General features: G+C 70.8%; 14 protein-coding genes and 2 pseudogenes. 5 read left to right on the forward strand and 11 right to left on the reverse strand.

What is annotated here, in order from left to right; all coding sequences use genetic code 11:
- Window positions 1-10 precede the first annotated feature (10 nt).
- The 3 genes from MSA03_RS14410 to MSA03_RS13690 form a co-directional block, all read right to left on the reverse strand.
- Window positions 11-601, reverse strand: a complete 591-nt coding sequence (locus MSA03_RS14410; protein WP_170245524.1) for an AMIN-like domain-containing (lipo)protein — start codon at window positions 599-601, stop codon at window positions 11-13.
- 293 nt (window positions 602-894) lie between these two features.
- Window positions 895-2,058, reverse strand: a complete 1,164-nt coding sequence (locus tag MSA03_RS13685; RefSeq protein ID WP_147051438.1) for an acyl-CoA dehydrogenase family protein — start codon at window positions 2,056-2,058, stop codon at window positions 895-897.
- Between the two features lie 172 nt (window positions 2,059-2,230).
- Window positions 2,231-3,250, reverse strand: a complete 1,020-nt coding sequence (locus MSA03_RS13690) for a M15 family metallopeptidase (RefSeq protein WP_244946441.1) — start codon at window positions 3,248-3,250, stop codon at window positions 2,231-2,233.
- A 117-nt stretch (window positions 3,251-3,367) separates the two neighbouring features.
- Between MSA03_RS13690 and MSA03_RS14590 the strand changes: the two are divergent.
- Together MSA03_RS14590 and MSA03_RS14595 are read left to right on the forward strand one after the other, a co-directional pair.
- Window positions 3,368-3,610: pseudogene (locus tag MSA03_RS14590) on the forward strand (Rv2578c family radical SAM protein); the annotation flags it as partial.
- 9 nt (window positions 3,611-3,619) lie between these two features.
- Window positions 3,620-3,757: pseudogene (locus tag MSA03_RS14595) on the forward strand (hypothetical protein); the annotation flags it as partial.
- Here MSA03_RS14595 and MSA03_RS14515 read toward each other — a convergent pair.
- From MSA03_RS14515 to MSA03_RS13725, 7 genes are all read right to left on the reverse strand, one after another.
- Window positions 3,740-4,015 (reverse strand): hypothetical protein, encoded by a 276-nt coding sequence (locus tag MSA03_RS14515; RefSeq protein ID WP_218028830.1) that lies wholly within the window; start codon window positions 4,013-4,015, stop codon window positions 3,740-3,742. The pseudogene MSA03_RS14595 and the gene MSA03_RS14515 overlap by 18 nt on opposite strands.
- Window positions 4,016-4,174: 159 nt before the next feature.
- Entirely contained in the window at window positions 4,175-6,445 is a 2,271-nt protein-coding gene (locus MSA03_RS13700; protein ID WP_147051440.1) for a DEAD/DEAH box helicase, read from the reverse strand.
- Between the two features lie 390 nt (window positions 6,446-6,835).
- Complete coding sequence (locus MSA03_RS13705) at window positions 6,836-10,591, reverse strand: efflux RND transporter permease subunit (protein ID WP_147051441.1); 3,756 nt, start codon at window positions 10,589-10,591, stop codon at window positions 6,836-6,838.
- A 103-nt stretch (window positions 10,592-10,694) separates the two neighbouring features.
- Window positions 10,695-11,072 carry a fluoride efflux transporter FluC gene (locus MSA03_RS13710; protein WP_028497194.1) on the reverse strand — a complete coding sequence of 126 codons (378 nt, stop codon included), beginning with the start codon at window positions 11,070-11,072 and terminating at the stop codon, window positions 10,695-10,697.
- Window positions 11,069-11,497, reverse strand: coding sequence for a fluoride efflux transporter FluC (locus MSA03_RS13715; protein ID WP_244946442.1), 429 nt, complete (start codon window positions 11,495-11,497; stop codon window positions 11,069-11,071). The genes MSA03_RS13710 and MSA03_RS13715 overlap by 4 nt, the downstream gene beginning before the upstream one ends.
- 20 nt (window positions 11,498-11,517) lie before the next feature.
- Window positions 11,518-12,480 (reverse strand): DNA topoisomerase IB, encoded by a 963-nt coding sequence (locus MSA03_RS13720; RefSeq protein ID WP_028497192.1) that lies wholly within the window; start codon window positions 12,478-12,480, stop codon window positions 11,518-11,520.
- A 1-nt stretch (window position 12,481) separates the two neighbouring features.
- A complete protein-coding gene (locus tag MSA03_RS13725; RefSeq protein ID WP_147051442.1) occupies window positions 12,482-12,751 on the reverse strand; it encodes a DUF7218 family protein in 270 nt (89 codons plus the stop codon).
- A 228-nt stretch (window positions 12,752-12,979) separates the two neighbouring features.
- Here MSA03_RS13725 and MSA03_RS13730 point away from each other — a divergent pair, with 228 nt between their 5' ends.
- Complete coding sequence (locus MSA03_RS13730; protein ID WP_147051443.1) at window positions 12,980-13,144, forward strand: hypothetical protein; 165 nt, start codon at window positions 12,980-12,982, stop codon at window positions 13,142-13,144.
- A gap of 63 nt (window positions 13,145-13,207) precedes the next feature.
- Here MSA03_RS13730 and MSA03_RS13735 read toward each other — a convergent pair whose 3' ends face one another.
- A complete protein-coding gene (locus MSA03_RS13735) occupies window positions 13,208-13,969 on the reverse strand; it encodes a MerR family transcriptional regulator (RefSeq protein WP_147051444.1) in 762 nt (253 codons plus the stop codon).
- A 146-nt stretch (window positions 13,970-14,115) separates the two neighbouring features.
- On the opposite strand from MSA03_RS13735, the gene MSA03_RS13740 reads away from it, so the two are divergent.
- The gene (locus MSA03_RS13740; protein ID WP_147051445.1) at window positions 14,116-14,982 is read left to right on the forward strand and encodes a DUF4097 family beta strand repeat-containing protein; all 867 of its coding nucleotides are present in this window, start codon (window positions 14,116-14,118) and stop codon (window positions 14,980-14,982) included.
- Window positions 14,982-15,605 (forward strand): PadR family transcriptional regulator, encoded by a 624-nt coding sequence (locus MSA03_RS13745; protein ID WP_147051446.1) that lies wholly within the window; start codon window positions 14,982-14,984, stop codon window positions 15,603-15,605. Before MSA03_RS13740 ends, MSA03_RS13745 begins: the two co-directional genes overlap by 1 nt.
- Window positions 15,606-15,620: the final 15 nt, after the last annotated feature.

The following is a 15,620-nucleotide window of genomic DNA, read 5'->3' on the forward strand; positions in this document are numbered from 1 at the left end:
CGGCCGCACATCAGTTCAGCGCGACGTCGACGACGAGGCGCGCGGGGTTCTCGAGCCATTGCACGGTGAACGGCCGCTCGCGATCGAGCCCGATCGCCCACGCGGTCATCCCCTCGAAGTTCTCGAGCTGCTCCAGTTCCAGGATGGTCTCGACGTTCAGGGGCTGGATCTGACGGGGCCCGTCATAGCCGTCCCCGTCGGGGTTCGGCATCCACGCGCCGGCAGAGACCACGAGCGTGGCGTCGCCGGCCACTTCTACCGGCTCACCCCGCGGGGAGTCCATGATCGGATCCGGTTGGTACTCCACGCGGAATCCGGGCGCGTCGCCGGTTCCTGCGAACTCGATGACGACGCGCTCGAAGCACGGCGGATGGCTTCCCGTGCGGATCTCGATGCCGACGAGGCTGGAGAGGCGCTGCGGGAAGCCGTCCTCCACCGCGCCGGTATCACCGCCGCCGGGGCATTGCGTCGCTTCGGGGTCGGTCGGCGCGATCGTCGGGGGCGTCGTGGCCGGCGGCGTGGACGGCGGCGTGGACTCCTGAGGCGTCGTCGGCGAGGAGGTCGGTTCGGGCTCCGCGGGCGCACAGGCCGACAGGGACATGGCCGTAGCGGCGACCAGCGCGGCAGTGGCAGCGACCACACCAAACCGGCCAGCGGGGTGGTGCCTCTGCCGAGATAGGGTTCGCATCGATTTCGGCATGAGACCAAGGTCTCGCCAAACGCCGGGCCGGTGGAGGCCGAAGGTCCCGCGCCCCCATCGGACACCGTCCGGGTGATGCGGCGATCTCGGCAACCGACGAGCGGGGCCGGCTCTCCGTGCCCGCTCACGTGCGCATCGCGCCACGAAGCAGTGAGGGGCCCCCTCGGGAACCCCTCACCACCTCCCGAGATCCGTCAGCGCTTGCCGGCGAGCTGCCTTCCGACGATCTCGCGCATGATCTCGTTCGTGCCGCCGTAGATGCGGTGCACGCGGGCGTCGAGGAACGCGCGGGCGATCGGGTACTCGGTGATGTAGCCGTAGCCGCCGTGCAGCTGCACGCAGGTGTCGAGCACCTCCCACTCGCGCTCCGTCGCCCAGAACTTGACCTTGGCGGCCTCCTCGGCGGACAGCTTGCCCTCGGAGTAGGCCTTCAGAGCGCGGTCGATGTACGCCCACAGGGCATCCACCGTGGTGGCGACGTCGGCGAGCTTGAAGCGGGTGTTCTGGAAGTCGATGATCCGCTCGCCGAAAGCCTCGCGGTCCTTCGTGTACGCGAGGGTCCACTCGAGGCCCGCGGCGGCGGCGGCCGCACCCGCGACGCCGATCGAGAGGCGCTCCAGCGGCAGGTTCATCATGAGCTGCACGAAGCCCATGCCCTCCTTGCCGCTGATGAGGTTCTCCTCCGGGACGAAGACGTCGGTGAACGACAGCTCCGCGGTGTCGTGGCCCTGGAAGCCCATCTTGTGGAGCTTCTTGCCGTGGTCGAAGCCCTCCATGCCGTTCTCGAGGAGCAGCAGGCTGAACGCGTCGGGGCGGTTGCCCTCGCCGGTCTTGACGAACGTGACGATGAGGTCGGCGGTCTTGCCGGAGGAGATGAACGTCTTCGCGCCGTTGACGATGTAGCCGCCGTCGACCTTCTTCGCGGTCGTCTTGATGCCGCGGAGGTCGGAGCCCGCCCCGGGCTCGGTCATCGCGAGCGCGCCGATGATCTCGCCGGTCGCCATGCCGGGCAGCCACTTCTCCTTCTGCGCCTGCGTGCCCATGTGCACGAGGTACGGAACGGCAAGATCGTCCTGGATGCCGAAGGCACCGGCCAGGGATCCCGCTCCGGCGCGGATGATCTCCTCGTTGACGATCGCGCGGAAGCGGTAGTCCTTGAGCATGCCCGCGCCGCCGAACTCCTCCGGCACCGACAGGCCGATGATGCCGGCCGCGCCGGCAGCGAGCATCGTGTCGCGGTCGACTTCGCCGGCGGCATCCCACCGCTCGCGGGCCTCGTTGGTGACGTAGCGCTTGACGTACTCCTTGACGACGTCGCGGAACGCCTCGTGGTCTTCGTCGTAGATGTCGCGCTCCATGGGCGCCGTCCTTTCTCGCAGTCTGCCGGCGGAAGGGGACGTGGCCCCGTCGCCGCGAAGATTCTAGGCCACCATACGCGCGGCGACCGCCCTCATGTGAGATTGCATCTCACCGAAGACGGGACTGGGTTCCGCACGTTGTGGATAGTCTGACCCATGCTCCGGCGCGGCGTCAGCCGGCGTAGGCGGGCGCCGGCTCGAGGCCGAAGAACGCCTCCAGCGAGTGGAACCCGCCGTCGTGGTACGCCTGCGCGAGATCGACACCGATGTAGCGCAGGTGCCACGGCTCCCACTCGTAGCCGGTGACGTCGGTGGCGCCGTCCTCGTACCGGATGACGAACCCGAACCGCCACGCGTTCTCTGCCACCCACTCGGCCTGCCGGGTGCGGCCGAACGCCTCGATGCCACCGCATCCCGGGCTGCACGCGACGACGTCGACGGCGAGCCCCGTCTGGTGCTCGCTGTGCCCGGGTCGCGCGCTCGTCAGGTCGGCGCGGGCGCGTCCGAGCGACCCGACGTACCCGTTGTAGGTCGACACCTGTCGCTCGTACGACCGGAAGCCGCTGTTGACCCCGATCGACCCGGCGCCCTCATCTCGTCCCGTGGCGACGAGCCGGGAGAGCGCCTCGGCGACGTCGGCGCGCATGTGACCCCCGCTCGTGCGCGGGACGTCGGCGGCCTGCGCCTGCGGCACGGGCCAGTAGTCGATGGGGTCGAGGGGATGCCGTTTGTTCACGACCACCCAGATGCGCGCGGCGTCGGCGGTGTCGAGGCACGGTGCCGTGCCGTCGATCACGGCGGAGCGGAAGGCCTCGACGCCCCCGACGGCGGCGATCACGTCGGCATCCGACCCGTCGGAGAGGGCGGACCGCACCGGCTCGGCGGCGCACAGGCCTTCCACGACGGCGGGTTCCGCCGGCGCCTGCGAGGTGGCGGACCGTTGCTGCGGCACGGGCAGCGCCGTGGCGACGGGCACGGAGACGGAGGAGTTGGCGTTGTTCAGCGCCACGCCGTGGTCGACGACCGGCCCGGCGATCGCCGCCGACAGCGCGGTGGTCGCGCCGACGGCGAGCGTCGTGCCGACCACGGTGACGAAGGTCAGCCGGAGCCGTCGCGCGCGCCGCTGACGCGCGCGACGCGCCACCACGGCGGGTGCGTCGGCGCGACGAGTGAGCGGCTCGGGGTGCGGCACGGTCCCATTGTCCACCGCCGCGGCGAGGCGCACAGGGACCCGGCGGCACACCGTGTCGCATCGAACTTTTCGACGATCAGCCTTGTCGGACCTTCGTGGTTATGTTCTACTATGGGGATGCGGTGGCAGGGACAGGCGATCGGCGCGGAGGATGCCGCGGCACTCCCCGGCCTGGAGTCGATGGGCGGCCTGGTCCGCAGTGTCACGACGCCCGAGTTCCACGGGATGACCTTCCACGAGGTGCTCGCGAAGTCCGCGCTCAACCACGTGCCCGCCTCGTCGGCGATGCCGTTCTCCTGGACAGTGAACCCGTACCGGGGCTGCAGTCATGCCTGCGTCTATTGCGTCTCACCCGACACCCCCGTCCTCATGGCCGATGGCCGGCAGCGACGGATCGGCGACATCGCCGTGGGTGAGGAAATCATCGGGACCGAGGTGCGCGGCGCGTACCGGCGTTACGTTCGCACTCAGGTTCGCGCGAAGTGGTCGTCACGGAAGCAGGCATTCCGCGTCACGCTGGCCGACGGGACCCAGCTTGTCGCTTCCGGCGATCACCGCTTCCTGACGGATCGCGGGTGGAAACACGTGACCGGCTCGACCACCGGGGCCGCACGCAGACCTCACCTGACGACGGCCAACCGCCTCATGGGGTTCGGCAACGCCGGCCGGATTCCGGATTCCGACGCTAGCGCAGACATCAGCGGCGTTGCCGTGAAGACCGTCGCCGAGCGTGATGACGGCCCCCGAACGACGAGCGGATGCCATGACCCGATGGTACGGCGCGACCGCGCTCACCGCAGGAGGGCGGCCTGCGCCGCCGTCAGCCGGCATCCATCCACCCCACAACCGGAGAACTCCCCTGCAGAGGACGATTCCGGGATGGAATGTCCTCCGCAGGGGAGGTCTCAGGCAGAGCGGATGCGGTCAGGCGTCGACGTTCGCCAGCTGGCGGCCGGCGATCTCCTCGAGCACATCGTCCCCGGGTCGCGCGTCCTGGAACGGCGCGTCGATCTCCGCACGCTCGAGCATCTCGGTCATCTTGCGACGACGCTGACGCGTGATGAGCGTCACGACGGTGCCGGAGCGGCCCGCCCGGCCGGTGCGGCCGGAGCGGTGCATGTAGGTCTTGTACTCGTCCGGCGGGTCGGCCTGGATGACCAGGTCGATGTCGTCGACGTGGATGCCGCGGGCGGCGACGTCGGTGGCGACGAGGACGCTGACGCGACCCGAGGTGAGACGCTCCAGGTTGCGCGTGCGCTTGGCCTGGTTGAGGTCGCCGTGCAGGGCGACCGCGTTGATGCCGAGGTCGTCGAACTGCTCGGCGAGCATCTCCGCGTACGCGCGGGTGCGGGCGAAGACGAGGGTCTTGCCGTCGCGGTCCACGAGCGAGCTGAGGATGTCGGCCTTGTCGCGGTGGTCGATCACGAGCACGCGGTGGTCGATGGTGCCCGAGTCCTGGTCCTCGCCGGCGACCTCGTACACGGCAGGGTCCACGAGGAACTCGTCGACGAGCGCTGCGACCTCGCGGTCGAGCGTCGCGGAGAAGAGCAGCTTCTGCGCGCCGTCCTGGACGAGGCGGAGGATCCGCTGCATCGGCTCGAGGAAGCCGAGCTCGCTCATGTGGTCGGCCTCGTCGAGGACGACGATGCGGACCTCGGAGAGGTCGAGCTTGCGCTGCTCCACCAGGTCTTCGATGCGGCCGGGGGTGCCGATGATGATGTCGACGCCCTTCTTCAGCGCACCGACCTGGCGCGCCTGCGGCACGCCGCCGTAGATCTGCGTCGTGAAGAGTCCGACCGAGCGCGCGATCGGCTGGATCGTGCGATCGATCTGCAGCGCGAGCTCGCGCGTCGGGGCCAGGATGAGTGCCTTCGGCTTGCGGCCGAACTCGCGGCGCTGACCGGCCTGGTCGCGCAGCGTCGACTCGACCAGGGGGGCGCCGAAGGCGATCGTCTTGCCGGAGCCGGTGCGGCCACGGGCCAGGACATCGCGACCCTCGAGGATGGGGGCCACGGTGGCCGCCTGGATGGGGAACGGCGACGGAGCGCCGAGATCGGCGAGGACGCGGACGATGTTGTCGCCGAGGCCGAGCGACGAGAACGTCACATCGGCGACCGCTTCGGCCTGGACGGCCTCGGCCTGCAGCTTCTCGTGCACGACGTCGACGTGCGCCTCGTGCGCCTTGGACTTCGTCTCGGCGTTCCAGTCGGAACGGGCCGGACGGTCGAAGGAACGCGCCGGACGGTCATCGCGGCGGGGACGGTCGTCGAACGAGCGCGCGGGGCGGTCGTCGTTCGAACGGCGGGGACGGTCGTCGAACGAACGGGCCGGACGGTCGAAGGAACGGGCCGGACGGTCGTCGTTGGAACGGGCCGGACGGTCGTCGTTGGAACGGGCCGGGCGGTCGAACGAGCGCGCCGGGCGGTCATCGGTGCGACGGGGACGGTCGTCGAACGAACGCGCGGGACGGTCGTCCGAGCGTGCCGGACGATCGAAGGAACGAGCCGGACGGTCGTCGTACGAGCGCGCGGGACGGTCGTCGTACGAGCGCGCGGGACGGTCGCCGGTGCGACGGGGACGATCGTCGAAGGACCGAGCGGGACGGTCGAAGGACCGAGCAGGACGGTCATCGTACGAGCGCGCCGGGCGATCGTCGGTGCGACGCTGGCCGTCGAACGAACGGGCCGGGCGGTCGAAGGAACGAGCCGGACGGTCGTCGGTGCGACGCTGGCCGTCGAACGAACGGGCCGGGCGGTCGAAGGAACGAGCCGGGCGGTCGTCGTTGCGACGGGGACGGTCGTCGCGGAACGAGGGGCGGCCGTCGCCGGGGCGGCGGTCGTCGCGCGACACGCGGTCGCCGCGCGCGGGGCCGTCGTACGAACGGGCCGGGCGGTCGCCGTACGAACGCGCCGGGCGGTCATCGTAGGAGCGCGCCGGGCGGTCATCGGTGCGGGTGTGCGAGCGGATCCCACGGGCCTCATCGCGGCCGGCACGCTCCTGGGCGGTCCAGCGCTGCTTCTTGCCGGCATCCTCGGTCTCGGGCCGGAAGCCGCGGTGGCTCGGGCTCTTGCTGCCGGGCTTGCCGGCCGAGGCCTGGCCCGGGCGGCGCTTGAGGTCCTGGTAGGAGGTCTTGTTGCCGTAGCGGGGCTCGAAGTTCTGAGCCCGGCCGCCGGCCGGTTTCTTGTTCTTGGGCATGGTGATGTCCTTCTGGGTTGTCTCGTGCGAGAACAGCACTCCTCAGATCGCGCGCTCGCGCGGCCGCACAGCGGCGTGGAGTAACCCGGACATCCGTCGGCCGGGGGCCATTCACAGTGATGGTCGTCGGAGCGGATTCGCTCCCACCATCGGCCCCTTGGACTCACAAACCCATCCGCGAGCGCATCGCGGTGTCCAGAGCCGACTGATCCACTGTACAGGTCCCGCCTGGGAGAGTGCCGACGCCCTCCACCGCGCCCCGGCGGGGCACCTGGCCGAACCCAACGGCGGAGATCCGGCGCCTGTGGGCCGCTGTCCCGCATCCACCCCTCGGATGCGGGACGATCTCCGCCGTTGCGTCGTCGGGGGCGGGCGATGGATGCCGGGAGGTCAGTCCCGGCGCTCGCCCCAGGGCGCGTCGTCATCAGACGCGTCGTGTTCCGCGGGGTCGTGCTCCGAGGCGGACGCGTCGTGCTCCGCGCCGTCGAACTCCGGCTCGGTATCGACCTCAGCAGGCTCGCCCGTGTCACCGGCGGACTCCTCGGCGACAGTCTCGCCCGCGTCACCGGCGGACTCCTCGGCGACAGACCACTCCGACTCGGACTCGGACTCGGACGCGGCCAGGGCGGACCCCTCGACTGCCTGAGCATCCTCAGGCTCGGACGCAGTCTCGGCCTCGACCTCGGCCTCGGCAGCACCCGCGGCCACCTCGGCATCCTCAGACGGCGGCTCGACCGGCTCGACCGGCTCCACCAGCGCGACCGGCTCGCCTGGCTCGACCGGCTCCACGGCCTCCACCTCGCCGGTGACGGCGGGCGCCGCGACCGGGATCTCGATGTCCGGGGACTCTTCGATCACCGGCTCGGCGGCGGCGCCACCCTCCGGCGCGAGGACGAGGGCGGGCGCCGTCACGACCGGGATGCCGGCGGTCGCCGCGGCCTCCAGGAGGCGGCGTTCGCGCCGCGTCGTCAGTGCGGCTTCCGTCGGCGCGGCGCCGGTGACGCCCACGCCTGCGGCGACCGGCATCCCGGCAGGGGCAAGGGCCGGGGTCCCCACAGCCTGCTCACCCCGACGCGCGGCGCGGCGCTCGCGGGCGCCCTCGACGAGGTTGTAGAGCGTCGGCAGCACGAGGAGCGTCAGCACGGTCGAGGAGATGAGACCGCCGATGACCACGATCGCGAGCGGCTGCGAGATGAACCCGCCGTGCCCCGTGATCCCGAGCGCCATGGGCGTGAGCGCGAAGATCGTCGCGAGGGCCGTCATGAGGATGGGGCGCAGGCGACGCGCGCCGCCGGCGACTGTCGCGTCGTGCGCCGACAGCCCCTTCGCGCGGTACTGGTTGACGAGGTCGACCAGCACGATCGCGTTCGTCACGACGATGCCGATGAGCATCAGCACGCCGATGAGCGACGCGACGCCGAGCGGCACGCCCGTCGCGATCTGCAGCAGGATGGCGCCGGTCGCCGCGAACGGCACCGAGATCAGCAGCAGCAGGGGCTGACGCAGCGACTTGAAGGTCGCGACCATGACGATGTAGACGATGAGGATCGCCGCGAGCATCGCGAGTCCGAGCTGCGAGAACGCGTCGGTCTGCTGCGAGAGCACCCCGCCCACCTGGGCGTCGGCTCCGGTCGGCAGCTCGACGTCGGCGAGCGCCGTCGTGACGGTCGCCGACGCGGCGTTGAGGTCGTCCGTCGACGGGGAGACCGTGACGGTCGCGGTGCGCTGCCCGCGCTGCGTCGTGATCGAGGTCGGGCCCTCGCTCTGCTCGACGGTGGCGACCTCGTCGAGGCGGATGAGCCCGGCGGCGCTCGCGATCTGCAGCTCCTTGAGCTCGGCGATCGTGTCGGGGATCGACGCCGCCTGCAGGTAGACCGTCAGCGCGGTCCCGTCGATCTCGACCGACCCGACCTGGCGCGGCTGCATGGTGCTCGACACGAGCGCCCCGACAGCGACCTCGGAGAGCCCGCGCGCGGCGGCGCCCGCCCGGTCGACGGTGACGGCGACATAGGGCAGGGAGGCGGACAGGTTCGAGGTCACCTGTCCGACGCCGTCCTCGCCCTCGAGGGATGCGACGACGGCGTCCGTCGCCTCCTGCAGCGTCTGCGAGTTCGGCGCCGTGACGTCGATCTCGATGTCGTTGGATCCGAATCCGCCCTGACCGGCGGACACGGAGATCGTGCCGACGTCTTCGAGGTCGGCGACGGCTTCCTGCACGGCTTCGCGGACGGCGATCTGGTCGGCATCCGGGTCGGTCGTGATCGAGTACGTGATGCCGGCGCTGCCGCCGGCGAACGCGTCGCGGATGGCCGACCCGCTCGAGCCGATCGAGGTCTGCACGGTCTCGATGCCGTCGACGGAGAGGAGCGCCTCCTCCACGGTCGCGGCGGCGGTGTCTTCCGCGTCGAGGCTTGGCGCCTGGCCGAGCTCCTGCGTCACGGTGAACGTGTTCTGCCCGGAATCGCCGAGGAAGTTCGTCTTCATGAACGGCGCGGCGGCGGCGGTACCGGCCAGCACCAGCACGGCGAGGAGCAGCGTGACCCAGGAGTGCTTGAGGGTCCAGCGGAGGATCGGGAGGTAGGACTTCTGGAGGCGGGACGGCGGTGCGTCCGGGTCCTCGGGGTCGATCGGGCGTCCCGACCCGTCGACGAGCTGCTTGCCGGGGCGCAGGAACCAGTACGCCAGGACGGGGACGATCGTGAGGGCGACGAGCAGCGACGCCGACATCGCGATCGTGACGGTCATCGCGAACGGGCGGAACAGCTCACCGGTCACGTCGCCCACGAAGGCGATGGGAAGGAAGACCGCGACCGTGGTGATGGTGGATGCCGTGACGGCGGCGGCCACCTCGCGGACGGCGAGCAGGATGGCGGTCCGCTTGTCGGCATCCCCCACGTAGTGCCGCTTGATGTTCTCGATGACGACGATCGAGTCGTCCACGACGCGCCCGATCGCGATGGTCAGCGCACCGAGGGTGAGGATGTTGAGCGAGTACCCGAACGCCTGGATGCCGACGAAGGTGATGAGCACGCTCGTCGGGATCGAGATCGCCGTGACGAGCGTCGAGCGCACCGACAGCAGGAACACCAGGATGACGAGCACCGCGAAGACGAGGCCGAGCAGCCCCTCCTGGGCGAGCGCCTCGATCGACTGCTCGATGTAGGGGGCCTGGTCGAACACGATCGTGAACTCGGCGTCGTCGCCGATGGCGTCCTGGAGATCGGGGACGGCGGCCGTCACGAGGCGGGACACGTCGACGGTGTTGGCGGACGGCAGCTTCGTGATCGAGATGGTCAGCGCCGGCTCGCCGTCGACGCGGGAGATCGAGGTGACCGGGTCCTGGCCGAGGGAGACCTCGGCGACGTCGGCGATCGTCACCGCCCCGCCGGCGAGCTGCTCGGCGGTGCCGGGGACGAGCGGCAGGGCGCCGATCTCGTCGACGGATGCCAGCTTCGCGCCGGTCTGGACGGTGAGCGTCTGCTCGCCCTCGGTCACGGAGCCGCCCGGGAAGAGCAGGCCGTTCTGCTCGAGGGCGTCGGTGATGGCGGTCTGCGTGTACCCGGCGGCGGCGAGCGCGGCCTGATCGGGCACGATCGTGACGCGCTCGCTCTGCCCGCCGATGATCTGCGCGGCGCTGACGCCGGCGATGTCCTCGAGGTCGGGGACGACGCTCGTCTGCAGCTGCGACTCGATCGTGCGCTCGTCGTCGTAGCCGGTGACGGCGAGCGCGATGACGGGGAGGTCGTCGAGCGAGAACGAGACGACGTTGGGCTCGACGCTCTCCGGCAGATCGCCCTTGATGCGGTTGATGGCCTGGAGGATCTTCTGCTCGGCCGTGGCGAGGTCGGTGCCGTAGGTGAAGGACGCCTGGATGATCGAGGCGTTCGTGGTGCTCGTGGCGATGGTCGACTCGAGTCCGGGCACCGCCTGGATCGCCGTCTCGATCGGGGTCGAGACGTCGTTGTTGACGACGTCGGGCGACGCTCCCGGGTAGGTCGTCAGCACCGAGAGCTGCGGGAACTCGATCGAGGGGATGAGCTCCTGCTTGAGGCTCGTCAGCGCGAGGCCGCCGAAGATCGCGGCGACGATCGTGATGAGCGCGATGAGCGCGCGGTTCTTCAAGCTCAGGACGGCGAGATTCGACAAGGGAGGCCTTTTCGAGCGGTCGAGGAAGGGCCGCGGACGGCCGACCGATACAGACGTGTATCGAAGTTCAGTATCCCATGCCCCGCCCGCCGGATCGCCGGTTTCACCGGGGCAGCAGGCCGCCCAGCATGAGCCCGATGGAGGCGGCCACGACGGCCGCGCCGAGCGTGCCGATCAGGTTGAGCCACGCCCAGTCCCGCCGGCCGCGCTGCGCGAGCAGGACGGACTCGACCGACACGGTGCTGAAGGTCGTGAATCCGCCGAGGAGGCCGACCCCGGCGATCGCGAGCCAGCTCGGCGCGAGGAGCGCCCCGAGCCCGGTCAGCAGCCCCAGCAGGAAGGCGCCCGAGACGTTGACGGCGAGGATGCCGAGCGGGAAGGCGCCCGTCCGTCCGCGCATGACGAGGCCGTCGACGACGTACCGCGCGCCGGCGCCGAGGCCGCCCGCGACGACGAGCGCGGCGATCTCGACCCCGTTCACTCCGCCACCTCGGGCGCTTCGACCTCGTCCGGCACGCCGGCCATCTGCCGCCCGGCGATGAGCCCGACCCCGGCCGCGACGGCGCCGGCGAACACCGAGACCCCGACCAGCAGCATCCCGACCACCGGTGCGGCCGTGAAGGTCGTCACCGCATGCACGGCGAAGGCGCTGTAGGTCGTGAACCCGCCGAGGACCCCGGTGCCGAGGAAGAGGCGCAGCGCGGGATGCCGCTCGGCGAGGCCGCCGACGACGAGGCCGAGCAGGAAGGATCCGGCGATGTTCACGGCCGCCGTCACCGCCGGCACGAGCAGCGGGTGACCGGCATCCAGCGGCAGCGTCAGGGCGGCGCGCGCGCCCACGCCCACCGCTCCACCCGCGACCACCAGCAGGAGGGCGGCCGGGGAGAACCAGCGACCGGATGCCACGGCCCCACGCTAGGGGCGGATCACCCCAGAATCAGTGCACGGATCGCCGATTCCGGTGATCTGGACGTGTCGAGGAGCCGGCCCTGCTCATATCTCTTGAAGACGCGCGGGTCGATGTAGGAGCTCTTCGCGACGGCGGGCGTGTTCCCGAGGGCCTCCGCCGTCGCGCGGACGGCGAGCACGACCGCCTTCTTCCGCTGGTTCGCGGTGTCGACGGTGCCGATGCGCGCGAGCGCATCCGCGGCGAGGATCGTGCCGCGGAGCGTCCGGAAGTCCTTCGCGGTGAACGTGCCGCCGGTCATGGTGCGGACGTAGGCGTTGACCTCCCGGGGCGTCAGCGGCACACGGCGTCGACCCCGCTCGTAGGCGAGGAGCGGGGACTTCGGGCGGCCCGCCGCCAAGAGCTCCACGACCGCGGAGAGGTCGGCGTCGTCGATCTGCAGCCGCTGGTGCTTGCCGCTCTTGCCGGGGAACTGCAGGCTCGTGATCGAGCCGTCGACGGCGGCGTCGCGCCGCAGCAACGTCGTGAGCCCGCGACTTCCGTGGCGCTCGAGGTACCGCTCGGACCCGACCCGGGGCGCGGCCTGGTCGAGCATGCGGAACGACACGGCCAGGACCCGCTCCAGGTCGAGCGCGTCACGGCGCAGCGAGGTCGTGACGCGCCCGCGCGCCCGCGGCAGCGATTCCGCCAGCTGCAGCGCGCGGGCGTACTTGCCCTTGTCCCGCCCCGCGGACCACTGCGGGTGATAGAGGTACTGCAGGCGCCCGGCGTCGTCGACGCCGGTGGCCTGGATGTGCCCGTTGTCGTACGGGCTGATCCACACGTCGCGCCACGCCGGCGGGATGACGAGCGCCGTGATGCGCTCGACATCCGGGCGGGGCAGGGCGTCGCCGTCGGCGTCGACATAGCGGAACCCGGACCCGGCGCGGATGCGCGTGAATCCGGGATCCGTGCCCGGCCGGACCCTCTTCAGCCGCGGCACGTCAGTGGTTTCGCAGCATCGAGATCAGTTCCGCCTTGCGCGTGCCGGAGTAGCCGGTCAGGCCCAGCTCCTTCGCGCGGGCGCGGAGCTCGGCGACGGTCCAGTCCTCGTAGTCGCCGGAGCTGCCGCCGCGGGCACCGACCGCCTTCCGCCCGTCGCGGGCTGCCGCGTTGGAGATGCGTGCGGCCTTCTCCTTCGACGCGCCGTCCTTCCGGAGCTCCTCGTAGAGCTCGGGGTCCTTGAGGCTGTTCGATCCACGTCCCGCGGGCATGGCTCCTCCTTCAGGTCGTTCGACGGCCGCCTCCCTCGACGCTAGGGGATGCCGGCCGAGCCGAAGAAGGGGTTGACAACCGCCCCGCCGGCGGCATGCGCCCGCTAGCACCGTTGCCGATACCCCGTCAAGGGGTGGCGTCGCCTTCACGGCGGGCTCTACGGTTGCGGTACATCAACGCGCTGCTCGTCCCGCTCACCTGCGGCGACGGGAGAACGGGAGCAAGACATGAATCTCGCACTGATCATCGTCATCGTGATCGCCATCATTCTGGCCATCGTCGGCGGTCTGAACACCGCCCTGAACTGGCTGCTGTGGGTCGCCATCATCGTGGGCGTCATCGCCCTGATCGCGTTCCTGCTGCGCGTCGTACGCGGCGGCAGCCGCACCTGATCCACCCTGTGAGACGCCCCCCGCACCTCGGTACGGGGGGCGTCTTCTTTTGGCCGTGGGGCCCTACAGGTGCGCCGCGGCGTAGGCGCGGAGCGCGTCGCGCACGAACGCGGCGCCCTCCTCCCCGCCGTAGTTGGCGGCGAAGCGCGGATCTGCCACGTACATCTCGCCGAGACCCGTGACATAGCCCTTCACGTCGCCGTCCGGATCCGCGGCGGGCGTGCCGGGGATGCCGGTGAGCCACGCCACGTGCCGCTCCGCGAGCGCCTGCGCCTCCGGAGCCGTGGGCTCGACGCCGCTTCCGGCGACGACGAGCCAGTCACGGCCGAGCGTCTCGGCATCCTTCTTCCACTGGGCCTTCTCCGCGTCGCTCATGCCTCGCCACCAGCGGTCACTGTCGCGATAGGCGTTCTCGCCCCAGCGCTGCACGACCTCGTCCTGGTACTGCGTGTGGTCGAAGCCGTCGAACATGTCCTCTGCCATCAGTTCACCTCCCTCCCCTGCGTCGATGGTCGCCTGCACCGCCGCGATCTGCCGCGCGAGCCGGTCCTGCTCCCGGCGCAGCCACGCCAGGTGCGCCCCGAGGGCTCGGCGCTCGTCGGTCTCCCGCTCGAGCACCTCGCCGATCTGCGTCAGCCCGAGCCCGAGCTCGCGCAGCAGCAGGATCCGCTGGAGGCGGACCAGTGCGGCCGTGTCGTAGAACCGGTACCCGTTCCCGCCCACCCGCGACGGAGGCAGCAGTCCGAGCTCGCCGTAGTGCCGGAGGGTCCGGCTCGTCGTGCCGGCGAGCTTGGCGATCTGCTGGATCGACCATTCATCTCTCATGCGTCCCACGCTAGAACTTGACGCAACGTCAAGGTCAAGCGCTCTTTCTGAGCGTTCGCCGCGAGGCCTTCCCTATCGAGATATATCGTGTTACCTTCCTTCACAACGCGATATATCTTGATCGCCCTCATCATTCAGGAGACATCATGACCCTCGAGAAGTGGATCATCCACCCGGGCGAGACCCGCGTCATCGACCTCGACGACATCCGCAAGCTCAAAGTCGGGCTCGTCGGCGGCCAGATCGACGTCGTCGCCCATGACGAACCCGGCATCCGCATCGAAGTGCACGCGGTGGCCGTCAAGGACCTCCGGATCGAGGCCAGCGGCGACGTCGTGGAGATCGACCACGCACAGCTGCGTTGGGACAACTTCCTCGAGGTGTTCCGCAACTTCGGCACCGGTGGCCCCAAGGCCGAGATCAGCGTCGCCGTCCCCCGGGGCATCGGGCTGAACCTGGGCGTCGTGAGCGCCAGCGCCCTCGTGTCCGGGCTCGCCACCGACGCGAAGCTCAACACGGTCTCCGGCGACATCATCGTCGACGGGCTCACCGGCGACCTGTCCGCCAATGCGGTGTCCGGCGATGTGCAGATCCGCAATCTCGAGGGAGCGCTCAGCGCGAACTCGGTGTCCGGCGACGTCGCCGCGACCGGAACGATCCGCAAGGCGACGATCGATACGGTCTCGGGCGCCATGCTCGTCGATTCGGTCGGCCCCACCGAGTCCGTCAACCTCAACACGGTGAGCGGCAATGCCAGCATCCGTCTCGATGAGGGACTCCCCGCCAACTATGTCGTGCGCAGCGTCAGCGGGCGCGTGCTCGTCGACGGCGTCAAGCGCTCGGGGCAGGGCACGGGGCCCACGACCAACTTCAGCGGTTCCTCGGGCGAACTCAGCGGACGGTTCGTGGACGTGCGCGCGAACTCCGTGTCCGGCGACGTCACCGTCCTCCGACGCGAGACGGCATCCACCGCCCCCACGGCCGAGGACGCCCCGACACCCGAGGAGTGGTGATGGCCCCGGTCTTCTCCCACGGCGACCTGCGCCTCTACCTGCTGAACCTGCTCGACGAGTCGCCGCGCCACGGCTACGACCTCATGCAGGCCCTCTCCGACCGCACCGGCGGGACCTACACCCCGAGCGCCGGGACGGTGTACCCGCGCCTGGCCAAGCTCGAGGAGGAGGGCCTGGTCACCAAGACCGTCGACGGCCGCAAGACCGTCTACGCGATCACGGATGCCGGCCGGGCCGAGGTCGCCGCGCGATCGGGCGACCTCGAGGGCATCCAGGCCGGCCTGGCCGACAGCGTCCGGCTCATCGCCGACGAGGTGCGCGGCAGCGTGCGCGAGGCGATGCGCAGCCTGCAGGCCGACCTCGCGGCCGCGGCGCAGTCCGACCAGGAGGCGGCGAAGTCCGGCGCATCCCGCGCATCGGCGCCGCCGGACGACTCGCGCACGGTGTCGCGCGAGCAGCTGCATCGCGCCGACGCCGCACTGTCCGAGTTCCGTGCGACGCTGCGCGCCGACCTGCGCACCCACGTCGCGCGGGGCGGGAACCTCGCAGCATCCGTCGTCGACGACCTGACGTCGGCGCTCGACGAGGCGGCCCGCGCCGTCACCCGCGCCCTGCGCGGCTGACCGGCTCCGGGGTGG

This window comes from Microbacterium saccharophilum, from assembly GCF_007992455.1.
Taxonomy (GTDB): Bacteria; Actinomycetota; Actinomycetes; order Actinomycetales; family Microbacteriaceae; genus Microbacterium; species Microbacterium saccharophilum.